Genomic DNA, 16,062 nt, shown 5'->3' with positions numbered 1-16,062 from the left:
CGCAGTGACCGGCGGACCGCTGATCGGGGTCAGCACCTACCTGGAGTCCTCGGTGAGCTGGGGTGTCTGGCAGCTGCCCGCGGCCGTGCTGCCGTCCGGGTATCCGCGTCTCGTACGAGCGGCGGGCGGCCTCACCGCGATGCTGCCGCCGGACGACCCCGCGCACGCCGCCGCGATCGTCGCCCGGCTGGACGGCGTGGTCGTCGCGGGCGGCCCCGACGTGGCCCCCGAACGGTACGGCGCGGCCCGCGAGGAACGCACGGGACCGCCCGCACCGGAGCGGGACGCGTGGGAACTCGCCCTGATCGAGGCGGCCTTGTCCTCCGATACCCCCCTGCTCGGCATCTGCCGGGGCATGCAGCTCATGAACGTGGCACTGGGCGGGACGCTGATCCAGCACATGGACGGACACGTCGAGGGCATCGGCGTGTTCGGCACGCACACGGTGAAGCCGGTTCCCGGCACGCTCTACGAGTCGATCGCGCCGGACGCGGCCACGGACGTCCCGACCTACCACCACCAGGCGGTGGACCGCCTGGGCAGGGACCTGGTGGTGTCGGCGTACGCGGAGGACGGCACGGTCGAAGCCGTCGAACTCCCCCACCCGGCCTGGGCGCTCGGCGTGCAGTGGCACCCGGAGATGGGCGAGGACACCCGCGTCATGGCAGCGCTGGTCCGAGCCGCTTCCTGAGCCAGGCGACGGCGGCCGCGCCCTGTGCGGCCTGGAAGGCCCGCAGGGTCGGCAGTCCCGGCGGGTCGGGCTTCAGAGACCCCCGTACGAGATAGCTCGCGAAGGCGGCGAGCGTGGCGGTCACCCCTCCCGGATCCGCGTCGCGCCCCAAGGGGTGGGCGGTGAACACGTCCTCCGGGTCGGGTCCGCCCTGCGCCCGCACGCACGGCAGCATGAAGAGCAGGTCGCCCCAGGGGGCGGCGCGCACGGCGTGCGGCCAGTCGACGAAGACGACGCGCCCCTCGGGGGTGAGCAGCATGTTGTCGGCGCGCAGGTCGGCGTGGGCGAGGGTGTCCCCGGCGGCGGCCTCGGTCCAGGGGGCGGCGAGGTCGGCGAGCGCGCGGAGGTTCCGGCGCACCCACGGATCGAGCCGCTCATCGGCCCCGCCCCCGACTTCGCCTTCTGCCTCTGCCTCGATCAGCCGCTCCCACCCGCGGAAGCTCTCCCGCTCCGTGTCCACGACCGACCGTGCCTCGATGGGTGAGGGCGTCAGCGCGTACGACAGTTCCGTCACCGCGTCGAGCACGAGGCCGAGCTCGTCGGCACGCCAGGGGACGTGGGGCTGGCGGCCCTCGATCTCCTCGAACGCGAGGGCGACCCAGACCCCGTCGTCGTAGGACGCGAGGAGACGGGGCGCGGGCACGTGGTCCGGCAGGACGGCGGAGTGCCGGGCCTCCGCGCGGTGCAGCTTCGGGCTGCCGGGGTTGGCTTCGGCGCTGACCGCCTTCACGAAGGCGCGCCGCCCGTCGCCGAGCCGCACGCGTGCCGCGACGCCGGGCGAGAAACCGCCGCGCTGGGTGACCGCCCCGACCACGGGAGCGCCGAGCGCCGCTTCCAGCTCTCCCCGTACGTGCGCGGGCAGTCGCTCCCACGGGGCGCGGACGCCGGTGGCCGGCGGTGCGGTGGGGAGCACGCCCTACTCTCCCTCCGCCGCCGTGCGCGACACCAGGCGCTCGTACCGCTGGCGGGCCGCCTGGGGGGTGCCGAGGCCGAGGCCGAAGGCGATCTCAGGCCAGGTCATGCCGCGGCCGCGGGCCATCTGCAGGAGGCCGGTCTCCAGTTCGTCCATCTCGCCGCGGGCCATCGGGAGGAGGGTGAGGGCCGCGGTGATGTCGGCGTGGTCCACGTCCGGTTCGCCGTCCACCGGCTTCGCGGCGCCGCTGAGCAGGAACGACACGATCCGGACCGCTTCGTGCGGGCCGAGGACGGCGGGGTGGACCTGCCGCTTGCGCTGGTCGTCGTCGGCCGCGTGGCGCTCGGCGATGCGCATGAGCGAGGCGTACGCACGCCGCGCGCGGGCCTCGTCCGGGTGCGGGGGCGTGAAGGGGTCGGCGGCTTCGGGGCGCGCGGGGTTCGTCATGCGTCCAGCATGCGGCGCGACACGATCCGTGGTCAACATTTTATTGTGAACGGTTTGTTTGCTTCGTGCGGGTCAGGGACAGCAGGTCGCGTCCCGGGCCCGCAGGCCGGTGGCCCGTCGGCCACACCGCCCGGAGTTCCCTGCGCAGCCGCACCTCCGCCACGGGGATCTCCACCAGGCGCCGGGCCGCCAGCTCCTCCCCCACCGCGAGCTCGCTCAGGACCGAGGGCCCCGCGCCGCTCACCGCGGACGCCTTCACCGCGGTCGTCGACGACAGCTCGATCAGCGGGCGGGCGAGCCCGCCGAGCGCAGCGTCCAGGACCTGGCGCGTGCCCGAGCCCTCCTCGCGCAGGATCAGCGGCGTCGCCGCCAGCTCGTCCGCGGCCAACGGCTTCCTGCGCCGGGCCCACGGGTGCCCCGGCGCCGTCACGACGACCAGGCGGTCGTGGGCGATGACCACGTCGTCGAGGCCGCCCGGCACGGTGAGCCCCTCGACGAAGCCGAGGTCCGCCTCGCCGGCGAGCAGCCGGGACGCGACGGCCGCGGAGTTCCCCGCGAGCAGCGACACCGCCGTGTCCGGACGCTGCGTGCGCAGGGCGATCAGCCAGCCCGGCAGCAGATACTCGGCGATCGTCATGCTGGCCGCCACCCGCAGCCGCGAGTCCCGCCGCACGCGCAGCGCCTGCGCCCCCGCGTCGAACGCCTCCGCCGCCTCCACGATCCGCCCCGCCCAGTCCGTGACCAGCGCGCCCGCGTCCGTGAGCCGGGACCCGCGCGGCGACCGGTCGACGAGGGCGACGCCGAGCTGCCGCTCCATGGCACGCACCCGGCTGCTGGCGGCGGGCTGGGTGATGCCGAGCTCCCGCGCCGCACGCCCCAGACTGCCGAGCCTGGCGACGGCCAGCAGCAACTGGAGCGCCCCGAGGTCGGGCACGCGGTGCGCGAGTGATGCCTCTGGGGCGGTGGACGGCTCGGGGGACGCAGGGGACGTACTCATAAAGACAGCTTATGCCCCCATAGAAGGGTGCTCCCTGGTGGCGGCCCCCCGCCCTGCACGACCGTGGACCCATGGTCACCACCGCACATCCCGCCGCATCCTCGGGCGCCTCCCCCACGGCCACCACGGCCACCCGCGCCCTCGCGTTCCGCCACCTCGGACCGAACTGGTACGCCTCCGTCATGGGCACCGCCATCATCGCCAACGCGGGCGCGACGCTGCCGTACCGGTTCCCGGGGCTCCGCACGGGCTGCACGATCGTGTGGGCGCTGTCCTTCCTGATGCTCGCCGTCCTGCTCACCGCCCGCGCCGCGCACTGGATCCACCATCGCGACCAGGCCCGCACCCACCTCCTGGACCCGACCGTCGCCCCGTTCTACGGCTGCCTGTCGATGGCGCTGCTCGCGGTCGGCGGCGGCACCCTGATCGTCGGCAGGGACTGGATCGGCACGACCGCGGCCGTCGCCGTCGACACCGTCCTGTTCACCGTCGGCACGCTCATCGGCCTCGCCGCCGCCGTCGCCATCCCCTACCTGATGGTGGTCCGCCACCGCATAGCCGCCGACCAGGCCTCGCCCGTATGGCTGCTGCCCGTGGTGGCCCCCATGGTGTCGGCGGCCGTCGGCCCGCTGCTCATCCCGCACCTGCCCGCGGGCCAGGCACAGCAGACGATGCTGTACGCCTGTTTCGCGATGTTCGGCCTGAGCCTGCTCGCCACCCTGGTGATGCTGCCGGTGATCTTCGCCCGCCTGGTGACCGCGGGCCCGCTGCCCCTGGCCCTCACCCCCACCCTGTTCCTGGTGCTCGGCCCACTGGGCCAGTCGACGACCGCCGCCAACAAGTTCGCCGACTTCGCCCCGCACGTCGTGACCGCCCCCCTCGACCGCGGTTTCCTCGTCTTCGCCGTGCTCTACGGCGTCCCCGTCATGGGCTTCGCCCTGATGTGGCTGGCGCTGGCCGGGGCGATGGTGGTGCGCGCACGGCGCCGCGGCATGGGTTTCGCGATGACCTGGTGGGCGTTCACGTTCCCCGTCGGCACGTGCGTGACCGGCGCGGAGGGCCTGGGCAAGCACACGGGCCTGGTCGCCTTCGACTGGCTCGCGACCGCCCTGTTCGTGTTCCTCGTGACCGCCGTGGCGGTGGCCCTGACCCACACGCTGAGGGGTGTCATCAGCGGACGACTGCTCGCAGCGCCTCGCTGAGCGCCACCGGGGCCTCCACCAAGGACGGCCCGTACCAGGTGAGATGGCGGCCCCCGACGAGCGCGACCGGTGTGTCCGGGAACGCCTCGGGGCCGTCCTCGCGCGTGAAGCGGTACGGCTCGTCCGGGAGCACCACCAGGTCGAGGTCCGCCGACGTCAGCTCGTCGATCGGCACGCGCGGGTACCGCTCCGCGTGGCCCGCGTACGCGTTGTCGACGCCGAGGCGCGCGAGGACGTCCCCCGCGAAAGTGTCGCGGCCCAGGACCATCCACGGACGGCGCCAGATGGGGACGGCCGCACGCAGCCGGGCGGCCGGGCGCGGGGTCTGTCGCCACGCCGCCTCGGCCTCGTCCAGCCAGCGGGGGCGTGCCGCCCCGCACGCCGCGAGGACCCGCGTCAGCTCCGGGAAGGCCTGGTCCAGCGTGCGGACCTCGGTCACGAGGACCTCGATGCCCGCCGCGCGGAGCGCCGCCAGGTCGGGGGCGCGGTTCTCCTCCTCGTTGGCGACGACGAGGTCGGGCGCGAGGGCGACGATGCGCGGCACGTCCGGGTTCTTCGTGCCGCCCACCCGGGTGACGTCGAGACCGGCCGGGTGGCTGCACCAGTCGGTCGCCCCGACCAGCGCGCCCGGCACGGTGACGGCGACCGCCTCGGTCAGCGAGGGCACCAGCGAGACGACCCGGAGCGGGCCACGCGCGCGTGCCACGTCAGCGCCCCTTGTCGTCCACGGCCTCGATGTGGTCCCCCACGGCGACCACCAGGACCCGGGTGTCCGGCACGGTGGCCCGCCAGCGGTGCCGCACCCCGCCCGTGAGGAACAGCGTGTCGCCACGCCCGAGGCGGTAGGCCCGGCCCTCGGCCTCCATCTCCACGGCGCCCTCGACGACGTACATCAGCTCGTCGTTGCGGTGCTGGTACTCGCGGCCCTCGTCGTGGTCCCCGATGAATTCCAGGGCGTGCAGCTGGTGGTGGCCGCGGGTCAGCTCGCGTACGCGCGCGTCGGGCGTGGAGCCGTCCAGGTCCGTGTCGTCGGCGGCACGCACCACCTCGACGGTGCGGGCCGGGTCGGCGGCGGCGAGCAGTTCCACGTCGGTGGTGCACAGGGCGTCGGCGACGCGCTGGAGCGAGCGCATGCTGGGACGGGCCCGCTCGTTCTCGATCTGGCTGAGGAAGGGCACGGAGAGGCCGCTGCGCTCGGCGACGACCGCGAGGGTGAGCTCCAGCTGCCGGCGGCGCCGCCGCACGGCCGAGCCCACCCGGAGCGTCTCCTTGTGCTCGTCCATCGCCTCGACTCCCTTCAGCGCGTCGGCCCGCTCTCAACCCTGAGGGGTTTTCTGCACCCTACGCATGTTCGCCAAACGGTTTTGCCCCGTTGCCGAGACCGCCTTCTACAGCTCGTGCCAGTAGAGCAGTTGTCCGGACTCGCCGGGGGCGGAACCCTCGGTCGGCACGAACACGCTGAGCAGCAGGGCGGGTTGGCCCTTCGGGTCGGTGAGCAGGGTCGCCGAGGGGTTGGCGAAGGCGCGGCTGCCGCCGTGCGTCCTGATGTCGAGGCGGTCCGCGCGGCCACTTGAGGGGTCGTACGCGTACGTGCCCCAGCTGCCGAAGTCGCCCCGCCGCCCCTGACCCTCGACGAGGACCACGCGCTGCCCGCCGAGCCGCACGGGCGCCCGGTCGCCGATGTTGCCGCCGTTGCCCCAGGCCTGCACCGCGCGGTCGAGGCGATGGTCGGGCTCGGCGTGCCAGTGGCGGAAGCCGGTGAGGGTGGCGCGCAGCTGGCGGTCGGTGTCGCAGCCCGCGCGGTAGTGCCCGGTGAGGTGGATGGTGGCGCCGCGGACGGCGGTGATGCTGGGGGTGCCCTCGGCGCAGCGGGAGAGGGTCAGCGGTGCGTCGTAGGCGCGGCGGGCGCGTCCGTCGAGGAGCGCGGTCAGGTTCGCGTACGCGCGTACGGCGATGTGGTTGCGCGGGTCCTTCTCGTACGCGAGGACGTAACCCCCGCGGCCGTCGGAGGCGAGCGAGGCCTGGTGGGTGCCGGGGCCGAAGTCGTGGCGGCGGTGCCAGTGGCGCAGGTCGGTGGAGGTGGCGACGGCCGCGTGGAAGCGTCCGTCGGGCCGGAGCGTGTGATAGACGGCGAGGTAGGAGCCGTCCTGGGCCTGGGCGATCTGCGCGGCGTCCATGGTGCGGCCGGTGTGGTCGCGTGCGTCGTAGCGGTGGCCGTCGGCGGCGGTGACGTCCCCGGCGAGGGCGGCGAGGCGTGCGGTGCCCGCGGAGGCGGGGGCGGCGTCGGCCCGGGCGAGCTGGGCGACGAGCAGGGCGACGGCCAGGGCCAGTGCGGCGGCCGCGACGAAGAGCGCGGTCCTGGGCGGCCTTGCTGTCACGGGCGGATTCTCACGGTGGAAAGTTCGATCACGTTCAGATGTTCGAGACGGGGACGCAGTCGAGCGTAGGGACTCGACGGCCCCGCAGGAACGCCGGAGGGGGTGGGCTTCGCCACAGGGCGAGGCCCACCCCCCAGGAGTGAGTACGGCGGCGTGCGACTACTGCACGGCCGTCATCTTCTCCTCGAAGCCCGGGTTCTTCTTCAGCCAGGCGTCGACGGCCTTGGGCTCGTTGTTCTTGCCCGCCTTGTTGATCTCGTTCTCCAGGCCGGCCAGTTCCTTCTCGCTCATCTTGAAGTTCTTGAGCCACTTCGTGAGCTGCGGGTACTGGTTCGGGAAGTCCTTGCTGGAGAGCGACCGGATCGTGTTGCCCTTGCCGAAGCCACCCTTGGGGTCCTTCAGCTTGGTCAGGTCGTACTCGCTGTACGCCCAGTGCGGCGACCAGAGCAGAACCGCGATCGGCTCCTTCTTCGAGTACGCGGTCTTCAGCTCGGAGAGCATCGCGGGGGTCGAGCCCGCGGCGATCTCGTACTCGTCCTCGAGGCCGTAGCCCGGCAGGACCTTGTCCTTGAGGGCCTGCATCACGCCGGTGCCCGGCTCGATGCCGATGATCTTGCCCTTGAACTTGTCGCCCTTGCCCTTGAGGTCCTCGAGCGACTTCACGTCCTTGACGTAGGACGGGACGGCGACTTCGAGGGAGGTCGGGCTGTACCAGGAACCGAGGTCCTTCAGGTTGGCCTTGTTCTTGTCCCAGTACGTCTTCTGCGCGGTCGGCAGCCAGGCGTCCAGGTTCAGGTCGAGGTCACCCTGCGCGAGACCGGTGTAGGCCGGGCCCACGTCGGCCGGCGTCAGCTCCATCTTGTAGCCGCGCTTCTCCAGGACGCGCTTCCACAGGTTGGTGACGGCGATGTTCTCGTCCCAGGCGAAGTACGCGGCCTTCAGCGGACGCTTCTTCTCCTCGCCGCCGGAGTTCTTCGGCAGCGGGGCGATCTTGTCGACGACCTTCGGGTTCTTCTTCAGCCAGGCGCGCACGGCGTCCTGCTGCTTGCCCTTGCCCGCCTTGTTGATCTCCGCTTCAAGGCTGGTGAGCTGCTTCTCGTCCATCTTGAAGTTCTTGAGCCACTTGGCGACCTGCGGGTTCTCCTTCGAGAAGCCCTGACGCGCCAGCGAGTGCACGCCGTCGCCCTTGCCCCAGGCGCCCTTCGGGTCCTTGAGCTTCTTCAGGTCGAAGTCGTTGTACGCCCAGTGCGGCGACCAGAGCGGAACGACGATCGGCTCCTTCTTCGCGTACGCCGCCTTCAGCTCGGACAGCATCGCGGTAGTGGAGCCGTCGACGACCTTGTACTCCTTGTCGAGGCCGTACTCCTTGAGGACCTTGCTCTTCAGGAGCTGCATCTCACCGGCGCTCGGCTCGATGCCGGTGATCTTCCCGTCGAACTGGTCGCCCTTGCCCTTGAGGTCGTCGAGCGAGTTCACGTCCTTCATGTACGACGGGACGGTCAGCTCCAGGGACGTCTGGTCGTACCAGGCGCCGAGGTCCTCCAGCTTGTCGCCGTACTTCTTCATGTACGTGGCGTGCGTCGTCGGCAGCCACGAGTCGGTCTGGAAGTCGACGTCGCCCTGCGCGAGCGAGGTGTAGAGCGGGCCCGCGTCGAGGAGGCTGGCGTTGACCTTGAAGCCGCGCTGCTCCAGGACTTCCTTCCAGAGGAAGGTCGAGGCGATGCCCTCGTCCCAGTTGATGTAGCCGATGTTGATTTCCTTGCCCTGACCGACGTTCTCGGAGTCGGCCACGGGCTCGGACTTGGTGCCGCCGAAGATGCTCATGCCGCCCGCGACGAGCGCGAGGACGACGACGCCGACCACCGCGACGACGGGCCGGGGGCGGTAGTTCCAGATGTTCAGGCCCTGCGCGGCCCGCAGCTTGGCGAGCGCACGCCGACCGAGCGGCGAGACCTGGCCGCCCAGACCGCTGGTGACGCGGTCCAGGTAGATGGCGAGGATGACGATGGAGACGCCCGCCTCCGCGCCGAGACCGACGTCGAGCTGGCCGATGGCCGCGTTGACGTCCGCGCCGAGGCCCGGGGTGCCGACCATGCCGGTCAGCGCCGCCATGGAGAGGCCGAGCATGATGACCTGGTTGACACCGGCCATGATCGTCGGGAGCGCCAGCGGCAGCTGGACGCGGAACAGGGTGTTGCGGGGCGTGGTGCCGAACGCGTCGGCGGCCTCGACCAGCTCCTTGTCGACCTGGCGGATGCCGAGCTCGGTCATGCGCACGCCGGGGGCGAGCGCGAAGACGATCGTGGCGACGATGCCCGCGGGGGCGCCCATGCGGAAGAACAGCAGCGCCGGGATGAGGTAGATCATCGCGGGCAGCGTCTGCATGAAGTCCAGGACGGGCCGGACGATGCCGCTGACCGTCTTGGAGCGGGCCGCCCAGATGCCCACGGGCACGGCGACGACCAGCGCCACGAAGGTCGAGACGAGCACCAGGGACAGCGTCATCATCGCGTTGTCCCACAGCTCAAGGGACACGATGAAGGCGAAACCGGCGAAGGCGAGGACGCCGCCGAGCAGGCCGCGCAGCCAGAACGCGATGACGGCGAGGATGCCCGCCATCAGCAGCGGCTCGGGTCCCGAGAGAACGTCGAAGACGCCGTCCCACATGTTCTGGAAGATCGTCTTGATGAACGAGAACAGCCAGTCCATGTGGGTTCTGAGCCACTCGACCGAGTCATTGACCCAGTCGCCGAAAGGAATCCTAGGCACCGCTGCTCACCTTGCCCGCGTTCTTGCCGCCCGTGTCCTGGGCGTCACCCTTCTCCTGGGCAGGTATGGAAGCCGGCACCGCGTCCTCCGGCTCCTTCATCGGCTCACCGAGCACGGCGAGCAGCCTGGCCCGCGGCACGACGCCGACGAGCTCGCCGTCGGCGTCGGTCACGGCGACCGGCACCTCGCTGGTGGAGCACGGCGTGAACAGCTCGATGATCGGAGTGCCCTCGGTGACCGTCGCGGGCGCGTCGGCCCGCACGTAGTCCTTGTCGGGGTCGGCCATGATCGCGCCCGCCGTCAGCACGCGGGAGCGGTCGACGTCCTGGGTGAACGCGGCGACGTAGTCGTTGGCCGGGGTGACGAGGATGTCCTCGGCGTTGCCGATCTGGACGATGCGGCCGTCGCGCATGACGGCGATCTGGTCGCCCAGGCGCATGGCCTCGTTCAGGTCGTGGGTGATGAAGACGATGGTCTTCTTCAGCCGCTTCTGGAGCACGAGGAGCTGGTCCTGCATGTCACGGCGGATCAGCGGGTCGAGCGCGCTGAACGACTCGTCCATGAGGAGCAGGTCGGCGTCGGTGGCGAGCGCGCGGGCGAGGCCCACGCGCTGCTGCATGCCGCCGGACAGCTCGTCGGGCCAGGACTTCTCCCAGCCCTTGAGGCCCGCGAGCTCCAGCGCCTCGGTGGCGCGCTTCTCGCGCTCGGCGCGGGGCACGCCCTGCACCTCGAGGCCGTAGCCGGCGTTCTCCAGGACGCTGCGGTGCGGGAAGAGCGCGAAGTGCTGGAAGACCATGCTGATCTTCTTGGAGCGCACCTCCCGCATCTCGCGGGCGCTCAGCTCGGTCAGATCCTGACCGTCGAAGCGGACATGACCGGCCGTCGGCTCCGACAGCCCGTTGAGCATGCGCAACAACGTGGACTTGCCGGATCCGGAGAGACCCATGACGACGAAGATCTGGCCCGGTTCGACCTCGAAGGACGCGTCGATGACGGCAGCGGTGGTGCCGTTGGCGCGCAGCTCCTCTCGGTCGCCTCCGTGGCGGAGTTGCTCCACCGCGTCATCGGGTCGTCTGCCGAACACTTTGTACAAGTGCTCGGCCTGCAGCCTGGACACATACACCTCTCGGGTTGAACCAAGACGGCCCGCCTCCCCCGCCGGCGGGCCGTGGAGCGTGGTGGCTTCGGGCCACTTACCCGGTCGAATAGTTGAAAGTGCGACCGGCCTCGCTCCGGCTGCGCACCTGCCCCCGCTTGTTCAGGCCAAACACAAGAGTGACCCAGCTCACACGAGTTGCGCTCTCGGCACCCGTGGCCGCGATGCGCAACGCGGCCCCGCCCCGGCCCCGACGGCGTCCGGGCGGCTGTCGGTGGTGTGCGGCATGATGCGCAACGTGACTCAGCGAACCCGACGGCTCATGCTTCTCGACACGGCTTCCCTCTACTTCAGGGCGTACTTCGGAGTCCCGGAGTCCGTGAAGGCCCCGGACGGCACCCCGGTCAACGCCGTGCGCGGGCTGCTCGACTTCATCACGCGCCTCGTGCAGGACCACCGGCCGGACGACCTGGTCGCCTGCATGGACGCCGACTGGCGCCCACACTGGCGGGTCGAGCTCATCCCCTCCTACAAGGCACACCGCGTCGCCGAGGAGGTCGAGACGGGCGCGGACGCCGAGGAGATCCCGGACACGCTCTCCCCACAGGTCCCCGTCATCGAGGAGGTCCTCGACGCGCTCGGCATCGCCCGCGTGGGCGTGGCGGCGTACGAGGCGGACGACGTGATCGGCACGTTCACGGCGCGTGCCACCGGCCCCGTCGACATCGTCACCGGCGACCGCGACCTCTATCAGCTGGTCGACGACGAGCGCGGCGTCCGCGTCCTCTATCCCCTCAAGGGCGTCGGCACCCTCCAGACGACGGACGAGGCGTGGCTCCGCGAGAAGTACGGCGTGGACGGGCCGGGCTACGTCGACCTGGCGCTATTGCGCGGCGACCCGAGCGACGGCCTGCCGGGCGTCCCGGGAATCGGCGAGAAGACGGCCGCGAAACTCCTGGACGCCTACGGCGACCTGGCCGGGATCATGGCCGCGGTCGACGACCCGAAGTCGAAGCTCACCCCGTCGCAGCGCAGGCGTCTGGACGAATCGCGGGCGTACGTGGCGGTCGCGCCGAAGGTCGTACGGGTAGCAGCCGACGTCCCCCTGCCGGAAGTGGACGTCACCCTCCCCCACACCCCCCGCGACCCCGCCGCCCTGGACGAGCTGGCGGCCCGCTGGAACCTGGGAGGCTCGCTGCAACGCCTGCTCTCGGTCCTGCACCCCTGAGGTGTTAGCTTAGGTAAGCCTAAGTATTTGTGGATCAGGGGAGGCCGTCGCCATGGCAGAACGTCCGGCACGCAAAGCACCGAAGACCCATGTCGCGCAGGTCGTCCGCACGGAGCGGCTGACCCCGCACATGCAGCGGGTGGTCCTCGGCGGCGAGGGCCTCGCCGAGTTCACGGCCGGTGAGTGCACCGACCACTACGTGAAGCTCCTCTTCGACGTGGCGGGCGTCACCTACCCCGAGCCCTTCGACATGCAGCGGATCCGCGAGGAGTTCCCGCGCGACCAGTGGCCGGTCACCCGCACCTACACGGTCCGCTCCTGGGACCCCGCGACCCGTGAGCTCGCCCTCGACTTCGTGATCCACGGCGACGAGGGCCTCGCGGGCCCGTGGGCCCGCGACGTCCAGCCGGGCACCACGGTGCGCTTCCTCGGCCCCGGCGGCGCGTACGCACCGGGCACGGACGCCGACTGGCACCTGCTCGCCGGTGACGAGAGCGCACTGCCCGCCATCGCCGCGGCGGCGGAGGCACTGCCCGAAGGCGCGGTCGCCCACATCTTCATCGAGGTCGAGAACCCCGACGAGGAGCAGAAGATCGCCACGACCGCGGAGATCACCTGGCTCCACCGCGGCGCCCGCCCGGTCGGCGAACTCCTCACCGAGGCCGTCCGCGCCCTGGAGTTCCCGCCCGGCACCCTCCAGGCCTTCGTCCACGGCGAAGCAGGCTTCGTGAAGGAACTCCGCCGCTACCTCCGCATGGAACGCGAGATCCCCCGCGACCAGCTCTCCATCTCCGGCTACTGGCGCCTCGGCCACAACGAGGACGGCTGGCAGGCATCGAAGCGGGAGTGGAACGCGCAGGTGGAGGCGGAGCAGGAGAAGGCGGCCTGACGGCCCGACACACGGGAGCGGTGACGCACTCGCCCACGTCACCGCTATCGGGAGAACCTCACGTCGAAGCCGCAGGGGGCGACCGTCCCGGTCGTGGGAGCCGCGTCCCACGGTGTTCACTCGCGCACCTCGCGCACGCTGAGCAGGGCAGCCTCACACCCGCGCCCCGGACCCCTCACCCCTGATCCGCGCATGCAAATGCATGTCATGCCACCCGTCCTCGTGCAGCAGCGCACTCCGCTTCGTGCCCTCCGTCGCGAAACCCGTCTTCACGGCGACGCGGCACGACGCCTCGTTCTCCGTCGAGTGGGTCAGTTCCAGGCGGTGCAGGCCCACCTCGTCGAACGCCCAGGCGCAGAGCGCCTCGACGGCACGGGGAGCCACGCCGCGGCCGCGGGCCGACGGCATCGTCCAGTACGCGATCTCCGCCTGGCCGTCGGCGAGCACGATGCAGCGCAGCGCCACCCGGCCGACAACCGCGTCGGTCCCCGCGTCGGCGATCGCCCAGTACGCGTCGCGCTCGTCCGCCCACGCTCTGCGCCAGCCCTCTATCCAGCCCCGCACCTCGCTCTCGGAATCGGCCACGCGCGCGTGCCAGCGCTGTATCACGGGGTCCTGGAACGCCTCGTACACCGCGGGCACGTCGGCCATCGACCAGGGGCGCACGATCAGGCCGCCGGGGACGGGGAGCGTCGGCTGCGCGCGGCGGGCGAGCGTGCCGGCCGCGACGATGTCGGAGATCTTGAAGGGCATGGGCGCATCGTGTCAGCGGGGACGCACGCGACGGCAGTGGTTTTCCGGGGCGCACATGAGCCTGCGGGGCCCGAACCCGCACGCCCCGCACACCGGTCCGCCCCTGAAGATCGGCGAACACCCCGGATGCCCCCGCTCGCACCCACCGTGACCTGCGGCGCCCCGTACGCTGACCCCCTGATGAGACGCAAGCGCCGCCTTCCGCCCGCCCCGCTCCCCCAGCGCGACGGCATCGACCCCGTCCGGGTCGTCCTGCCGGCCGACGGGGCGTGGCCGACCGTGCTCGCCCACCTGGTGGAGCGGCTACCGGTGGGACCCGACGTCGTCGACGCGATGGTGCGGGAGGGGCGGGTCGTCGGCGCGGACGGCGAACCCGTGGGCCCGGACACGCCCTACCTGCCGGGCGCCTCCGTCTGGTTCCACCGGGACCTCCCCGCCGAGGTCCCCGTCCCCTTCGCCCTCGACGTCGTCCACCGTGACGAACACATCGTCGTCGTGGACAAACCACACTTCATCGCGACGATGCCCCGCGGCAGTCATGTGACGCAGACGGCTCTCGCCCGGCTCCGCACGGAACTCGGCATCCCGACGCTCGGCGCCGCCCACCGCCTGGACCGGCTGACCGCCGGACTGCTCCTGTTCACCGTGCGACCCGAGGAACGCGGCGCGTACCAGACGCTGTTCCGCGACCGCCTCGTGCGCAAGGAGTACGAGGCGGTCGCCGCGTACGACCCGGACGTGCCGCTCCCCCGCACCGTGCGCAGCCACATCGTGAAGGAGCGCGGGATCATCGCCGCGTACGAGGTGCCCGGCGCCGAGCCCAACAGCGAGAGCCACGTCGAACTCGTCGAGCACCGCTCCGGACTCGGCCGCTACCGGCTGACCCCGCACACCGGCCGCACCCACCAACTCCGCGTTCACATGAACGCGTTGGGCCTGCCGATCCTCGGCGACCCCGTCTATCCGGTGGTGGCCGGGCCCGTGCCGCCGGGTGACTTCCGGCGGCCCCTGCAACTCCTCGCGCGCGTCCTGGAGTTCACGGACCCGGTCACGGGCACCGCCCACCGTCTCACCAGCAGGCGGACGCTGGCGGCCTGGGAGGCGTACGACGGGTGGGTGCGGTAGCCGGTATCAGTAGCCGCGCCACCAGGTCAGGAAGCGCTGCCACGCGCCCTTGGGGCGAACGGCCTCGGGAGCCGGGGCCGGGGCCGGAGCGGGCACCGACGCCGGTGGGACGGCCGGGGCGTGCGGTGCCGGGGACGACACCTGCCAGTCCCTGCGCGGGGGCGGCAGCTGCGCCGAGGGCCGGGCCATGACGTCCTGCGGCGGGCGCGGCGCGAACTTCACCGGCAGCTCAACGAGGTGCCGCGACATGATCGACGACGTCCACCGCAGATCACGCTCGTCGATGGCGAGTTCGACGTCCGGCAGGCGCATCAGAAGCGCGTCTACGCCGGTGTCGGCGATGGCGCGGCCGATGTCCTGGCCCGGGCACTCGTGCGGGCCGCCGCTGAACGCGAGGTGCGAGCGGTTGCCCTGCATGTTGGCCGCGAGGTCGGGCCGGACGACCGGGTCGACGTTGCCCGGCGCGATGCCCATGATCAGCCCGTCGCCCGCACGGATCTGCTGCCCGCCGAGCTGAGTGTCCTGCTTCGCGAAGTAGCCGACCATCGCGCTGAACGGTGGCTCGTCCCACAGGGACTGCTCGACCGCCTCGGGAACCGTCATCTGCCCGCCGCTGAGCTGCGCCCTGAAGCGCGGGTCGGTGAGGACCATCCGCACGACGTTCGCGATGAGGTTGGCGGTGGCCTCGTACGCGGCGATGAGCACGAGCCGCAGGTGCGCGCCGACCTCGTCGTCGGTGAGCTGCGCGGGGTGGGCGATGAGGCTGCTGGTGAAGTCCTCCTCGGGGTTGGCGCGGCGCCGCGCCACCAGCCCCATCAGGACCTCCATCACGTACGCGTTGCTCGCGATGGCGGTCTCGGTGCCCTTGATCATGTCGCGGGCGGACTGCACCATCCGCTCGTTGTACTCCTCGGGCATGCCGAGGACGTGGCACATCACCATCATCGGCAGGTGCTCGGCGAACCGGCTGACGAGGTCGGCGTGGCCGTCCTGGCAGAAGTCGTTGAGCAGGTGGTTCGTGTAGCGGTTGATGTAGCGGCGGATGCCCCGGTGGTCGATGCCGGACATGGCGCCGGTGACCGCGCCGCGCAGCCGCTGGTGTTCGTCGCCCTCGACGAAGCTGCACATCGGCTGCCAGGTGAAGACGGGTGCGAGCGGGTGGTCGAGGCCCGCGCTGCCGTCCTGCACGGCCCGCCAGGTGCGCGAGTCGCGGGTGTACTGCGAGGGGGTGCGGACCATGTGGAGGTTCTCGCTGTGGCCGAGCACCACCCACATCGGCACGTCGTTGTGGATCAGCACGGGCGCGACCGGGCCGTGCTCGGCGCGCAGCTTCTCGTACAGGCCCGCGAGGTCGGCGTCCGCCTCGGGGCCATGGATGCGGTGCAGGCCGCCGGGGCCGAGGCCGTGGGCGGGGCAGCCGGGCGGTGCGGCACCGAGGTCGTCGGTGCCGGCCCAGCGGGAAGGGGGAGGGGTCGTCACGGTCGTCGCTCCGGGTTTCGCTGAGGGGGGTGCGGGTGGCTGGGTACGGATGGGGG

The 16,062-nt window shown here is 71.8% G+C and carries 15 protein-coding genes; 5 read left to right on the top strand and 10 right to left on the bottom strand.

Annotated elements, in window-relative coordinates; genetic code table 11:
• Window positions 1-4 precede the first annotated feature (4 nt).
• Window positions 5-691: a gamma-glutamyl-gamma-aminobutyrate hydrolase family protein gene (locus DEJ48_RS32025; protein ID WP_150221520.1), complete on the top strand. Its 687-nt coding sequence runs from the start codon at window positions 5-7 to the stop codon at window positions 689-691.
• Here the strand turns inward: DEJ48_RS32025 and DEJ48_RS32020 are convergent.
• Genes DEJ48_RS32020 through DEJ48_RS32010 form a run of 3 tightly spaced genes read right to left on the bottom strand, consistent with a single transcriptional unit; the run spans window position 660 to window position 3,087 of the window.
• Window positions 660-1,643, bottom strand: a complete 984-nt coding sequence (locus tag DEJ48_RS32020; RefSeq protein ID WP_150219652.1) for a phosphotransferase — start codon at window positions 1,641-1,643, stop codon at window positions 660-662. The two genes, DEJ48_RS32025 and DEJ48_RS32020, sit on opposite strands and share 32 nt — an antisense overlap.
• Window positions 1,644-1,646: 3 nt before the next feature.
• Complete coding sequence (locus tag DEJ48_RS32015; RefSeq protein ID WP_150219651.1) at window positions 1,647-2,090, bottom strand: DNA-binding protein; 444 nt, start codon at window positions 2,088-2,090, stop codon at window positions 1,647-1,649.
• Window positions 2,091-2,130: 40 nt separating this feature from the next.
• Entirely contained in the window at window positions 2,131-3,087 is a 957-nt protein-coding gene (locus DEJ48_RS32010; RefSeq protein WP_150219650.1) for a LysR family transcriptional regulator, read from the bottom strand.
• 71 nt (window positions 3,088-3,158) lie between these two features.
• Between DEJ48_RS32010 and DEJ48_RS32005 the strand changes: the two genes are divergently transcribed.
• On the top strand, window positions 3,159-4,289 hold the full coding sequence (locus tag DEJ48_RS32005) for a TDT family transporter (RefSeq protein ID WP_150219649.1): 1,131 nt from the start codon (window positions 3,159-3,161) through the stop codon (window positions 4,287-4,289).
• On the opposite strand, the gene DEJ48_RS32000 is transcribed toward DEJ48_RS32005, so the two are convergent.
• The 5 genes from DEJ48_RS32000 to DEJ48_RS31980 form a co-directional block, all read right to left on the bottom strand.
• The gene (locus DEJ48_RS32000; RefSeq protein WP_150219648.1) at window positions 4,258-4,995 is read right to left on the bottom strand and encodes a helical backbone metal receptor; all 738 of its coding nucleotides are present in this window, start codon (window positions 4,993-4,995) and stop codon (window positions 4,258-4,260) included. The genes DEJ48_RS32005 and DEJ48_RS32000 overlap by 32 nt on opposite strands.
• 1 nt (window position 4,996) lies before the next feature.
• The gene (locus DEJ48_RS31995) at window positions 4,997-5,572 is read right to left on the bottom strand and encodes a helix-turn-helix domain-containing protein (RefSeq protein WP_150219647.1); all 576 of its coding nucleotides are present in this window, start codon (window positions 5,570-5,572) and stop codon (window positions 4,997-4,999) included.
• A 105-nt stretch (window positions 5,573-5,677) separates the two neighbouring features.
• Entirely contained in the window at window positions 5,678-6,667 is a 990-nt protein-coding gene (locus DEJ48_RS31990; RefSeq protein ID WP_150219646.1) for a hypothetical protein, read from the bottom strand.
• A 159-nt stretch (window positions 6,668-6,826) separates the two neighbouring features.
• A complete protein-coding gene (locus tag DEJ48_RS31985; protein ID WP_150219645.1) occupies window positions 6,827-9,436 on the bottom strand; it encodes an ABC transporter permease/substrate binding protein in 2,610 nt (869 codons plus the stop codon).
• Complete coding sequence (locus DEJ48_RS31980; RefSeq protein ID WP_150219644.1) at window positions 9,429-10,553, bottom strand: glycine betaine/L-proline ABC transporter ATP-binding protein; 1,125 nt, start codon at window positions 10,551-10,553, stop codon at window positions 9,429-9,431. Before DEJ48_RS31980 ends, DEJ48_RS31985 begins: the two co-directional genes overlap by 8 nt.
• 268 nt (window positions 10,554-10,821) lie before the next feature.
• Here DEJ48_RS31980 and DEJ48_RS31975 point away from each other — a divergent pair, with 268 nt between their 5' ends.
• Window positions 10,822-11,760, top strand: coding sequence for a 5'-3' exonuclease (locus DEJ48_RS31975; RefSeq protein WP_223832534.1), 939 nt, complete (start codon window positions 10,822-10,824; stop codon window positions 11,758-11,760).
• A gap of 52 nt (window positions 11,761-11,812) precedes the next feature.
• Complete coding sequence (locus tag DEJ48_RS31970) at window positions 11,813-12,649, top strand: siderophore-interacting protein (protein WP_150219642.1); 837 nt, start codon at window positions 11,813-11,815, stop codon at window positions 12,647-12,649.
• Window positions 12,650-12,802: 153 nt separating this feature from the next.
• Here the strand turns inward: DEJ48_RS31970 and DEJ48_RS31965 are convergent, their stop codons facing one another.
• The gene (locus DEJ48_RS31965; protein ID WP_150219641.1) at window positions 12,803-13,402 is read right to left on the bottom strand and encodes a GNAT family N-acetyltransferase; all 600 of its coding nucleotides are present in this window, start codon (window positions 13,400-13,402) and stop codon (window positions 12,803-12,805) included.
• A gap of 180 nt (window positions 13,403-13,582) precedes the next feature.
• Between DEJ48_RS31965 and DEJ48_RS31960 the strand changes: the two genes are divergently transcribed.
• Complete coding sequence (locus tag DEJ48_RS31960; protein WP_150219640.1) at window positions 13,583-14,527, top strand: RluA family pseudouridine synthase; 945 nt, start codon at window positions 13,583-13,585, stop codon at window positions 14,525-14,527.
• A gap of 6 nt (window positions 14,528-14,533) precedes the next feature.
• Here DEJ48_RS31960 and DEJ48_RS31955 read toward each other — a convergent pair whose 3' ends face one another.
• Window positions 14,534-16,006, bottom strand: a complete 1,473-nt coding sequence (locus DEJ48_RS31955; RefSeq protein ID WP_150219639.1) for a cytochrome P450 — start codon at window positions 16,004-16,006, stop codon at window positions 14,534-14,536.
• Window positions 16,007-16,062 lie beyond the last annotated feature (56 nt).

Source organism: Streptomyces venezuelae (assembly GCF_008642315.1).
Lineage (GTDB): Bacteria > Actinomycetota > Actinomycetes > Streptomycetales > Streptomycetaceae > Streptomyces > Streptomyces venezuelae_D.
Note: the sequence above shows the minus strand (reverse complement) of the source record. Positions and strands in the feature narration are given on the sequence as shown.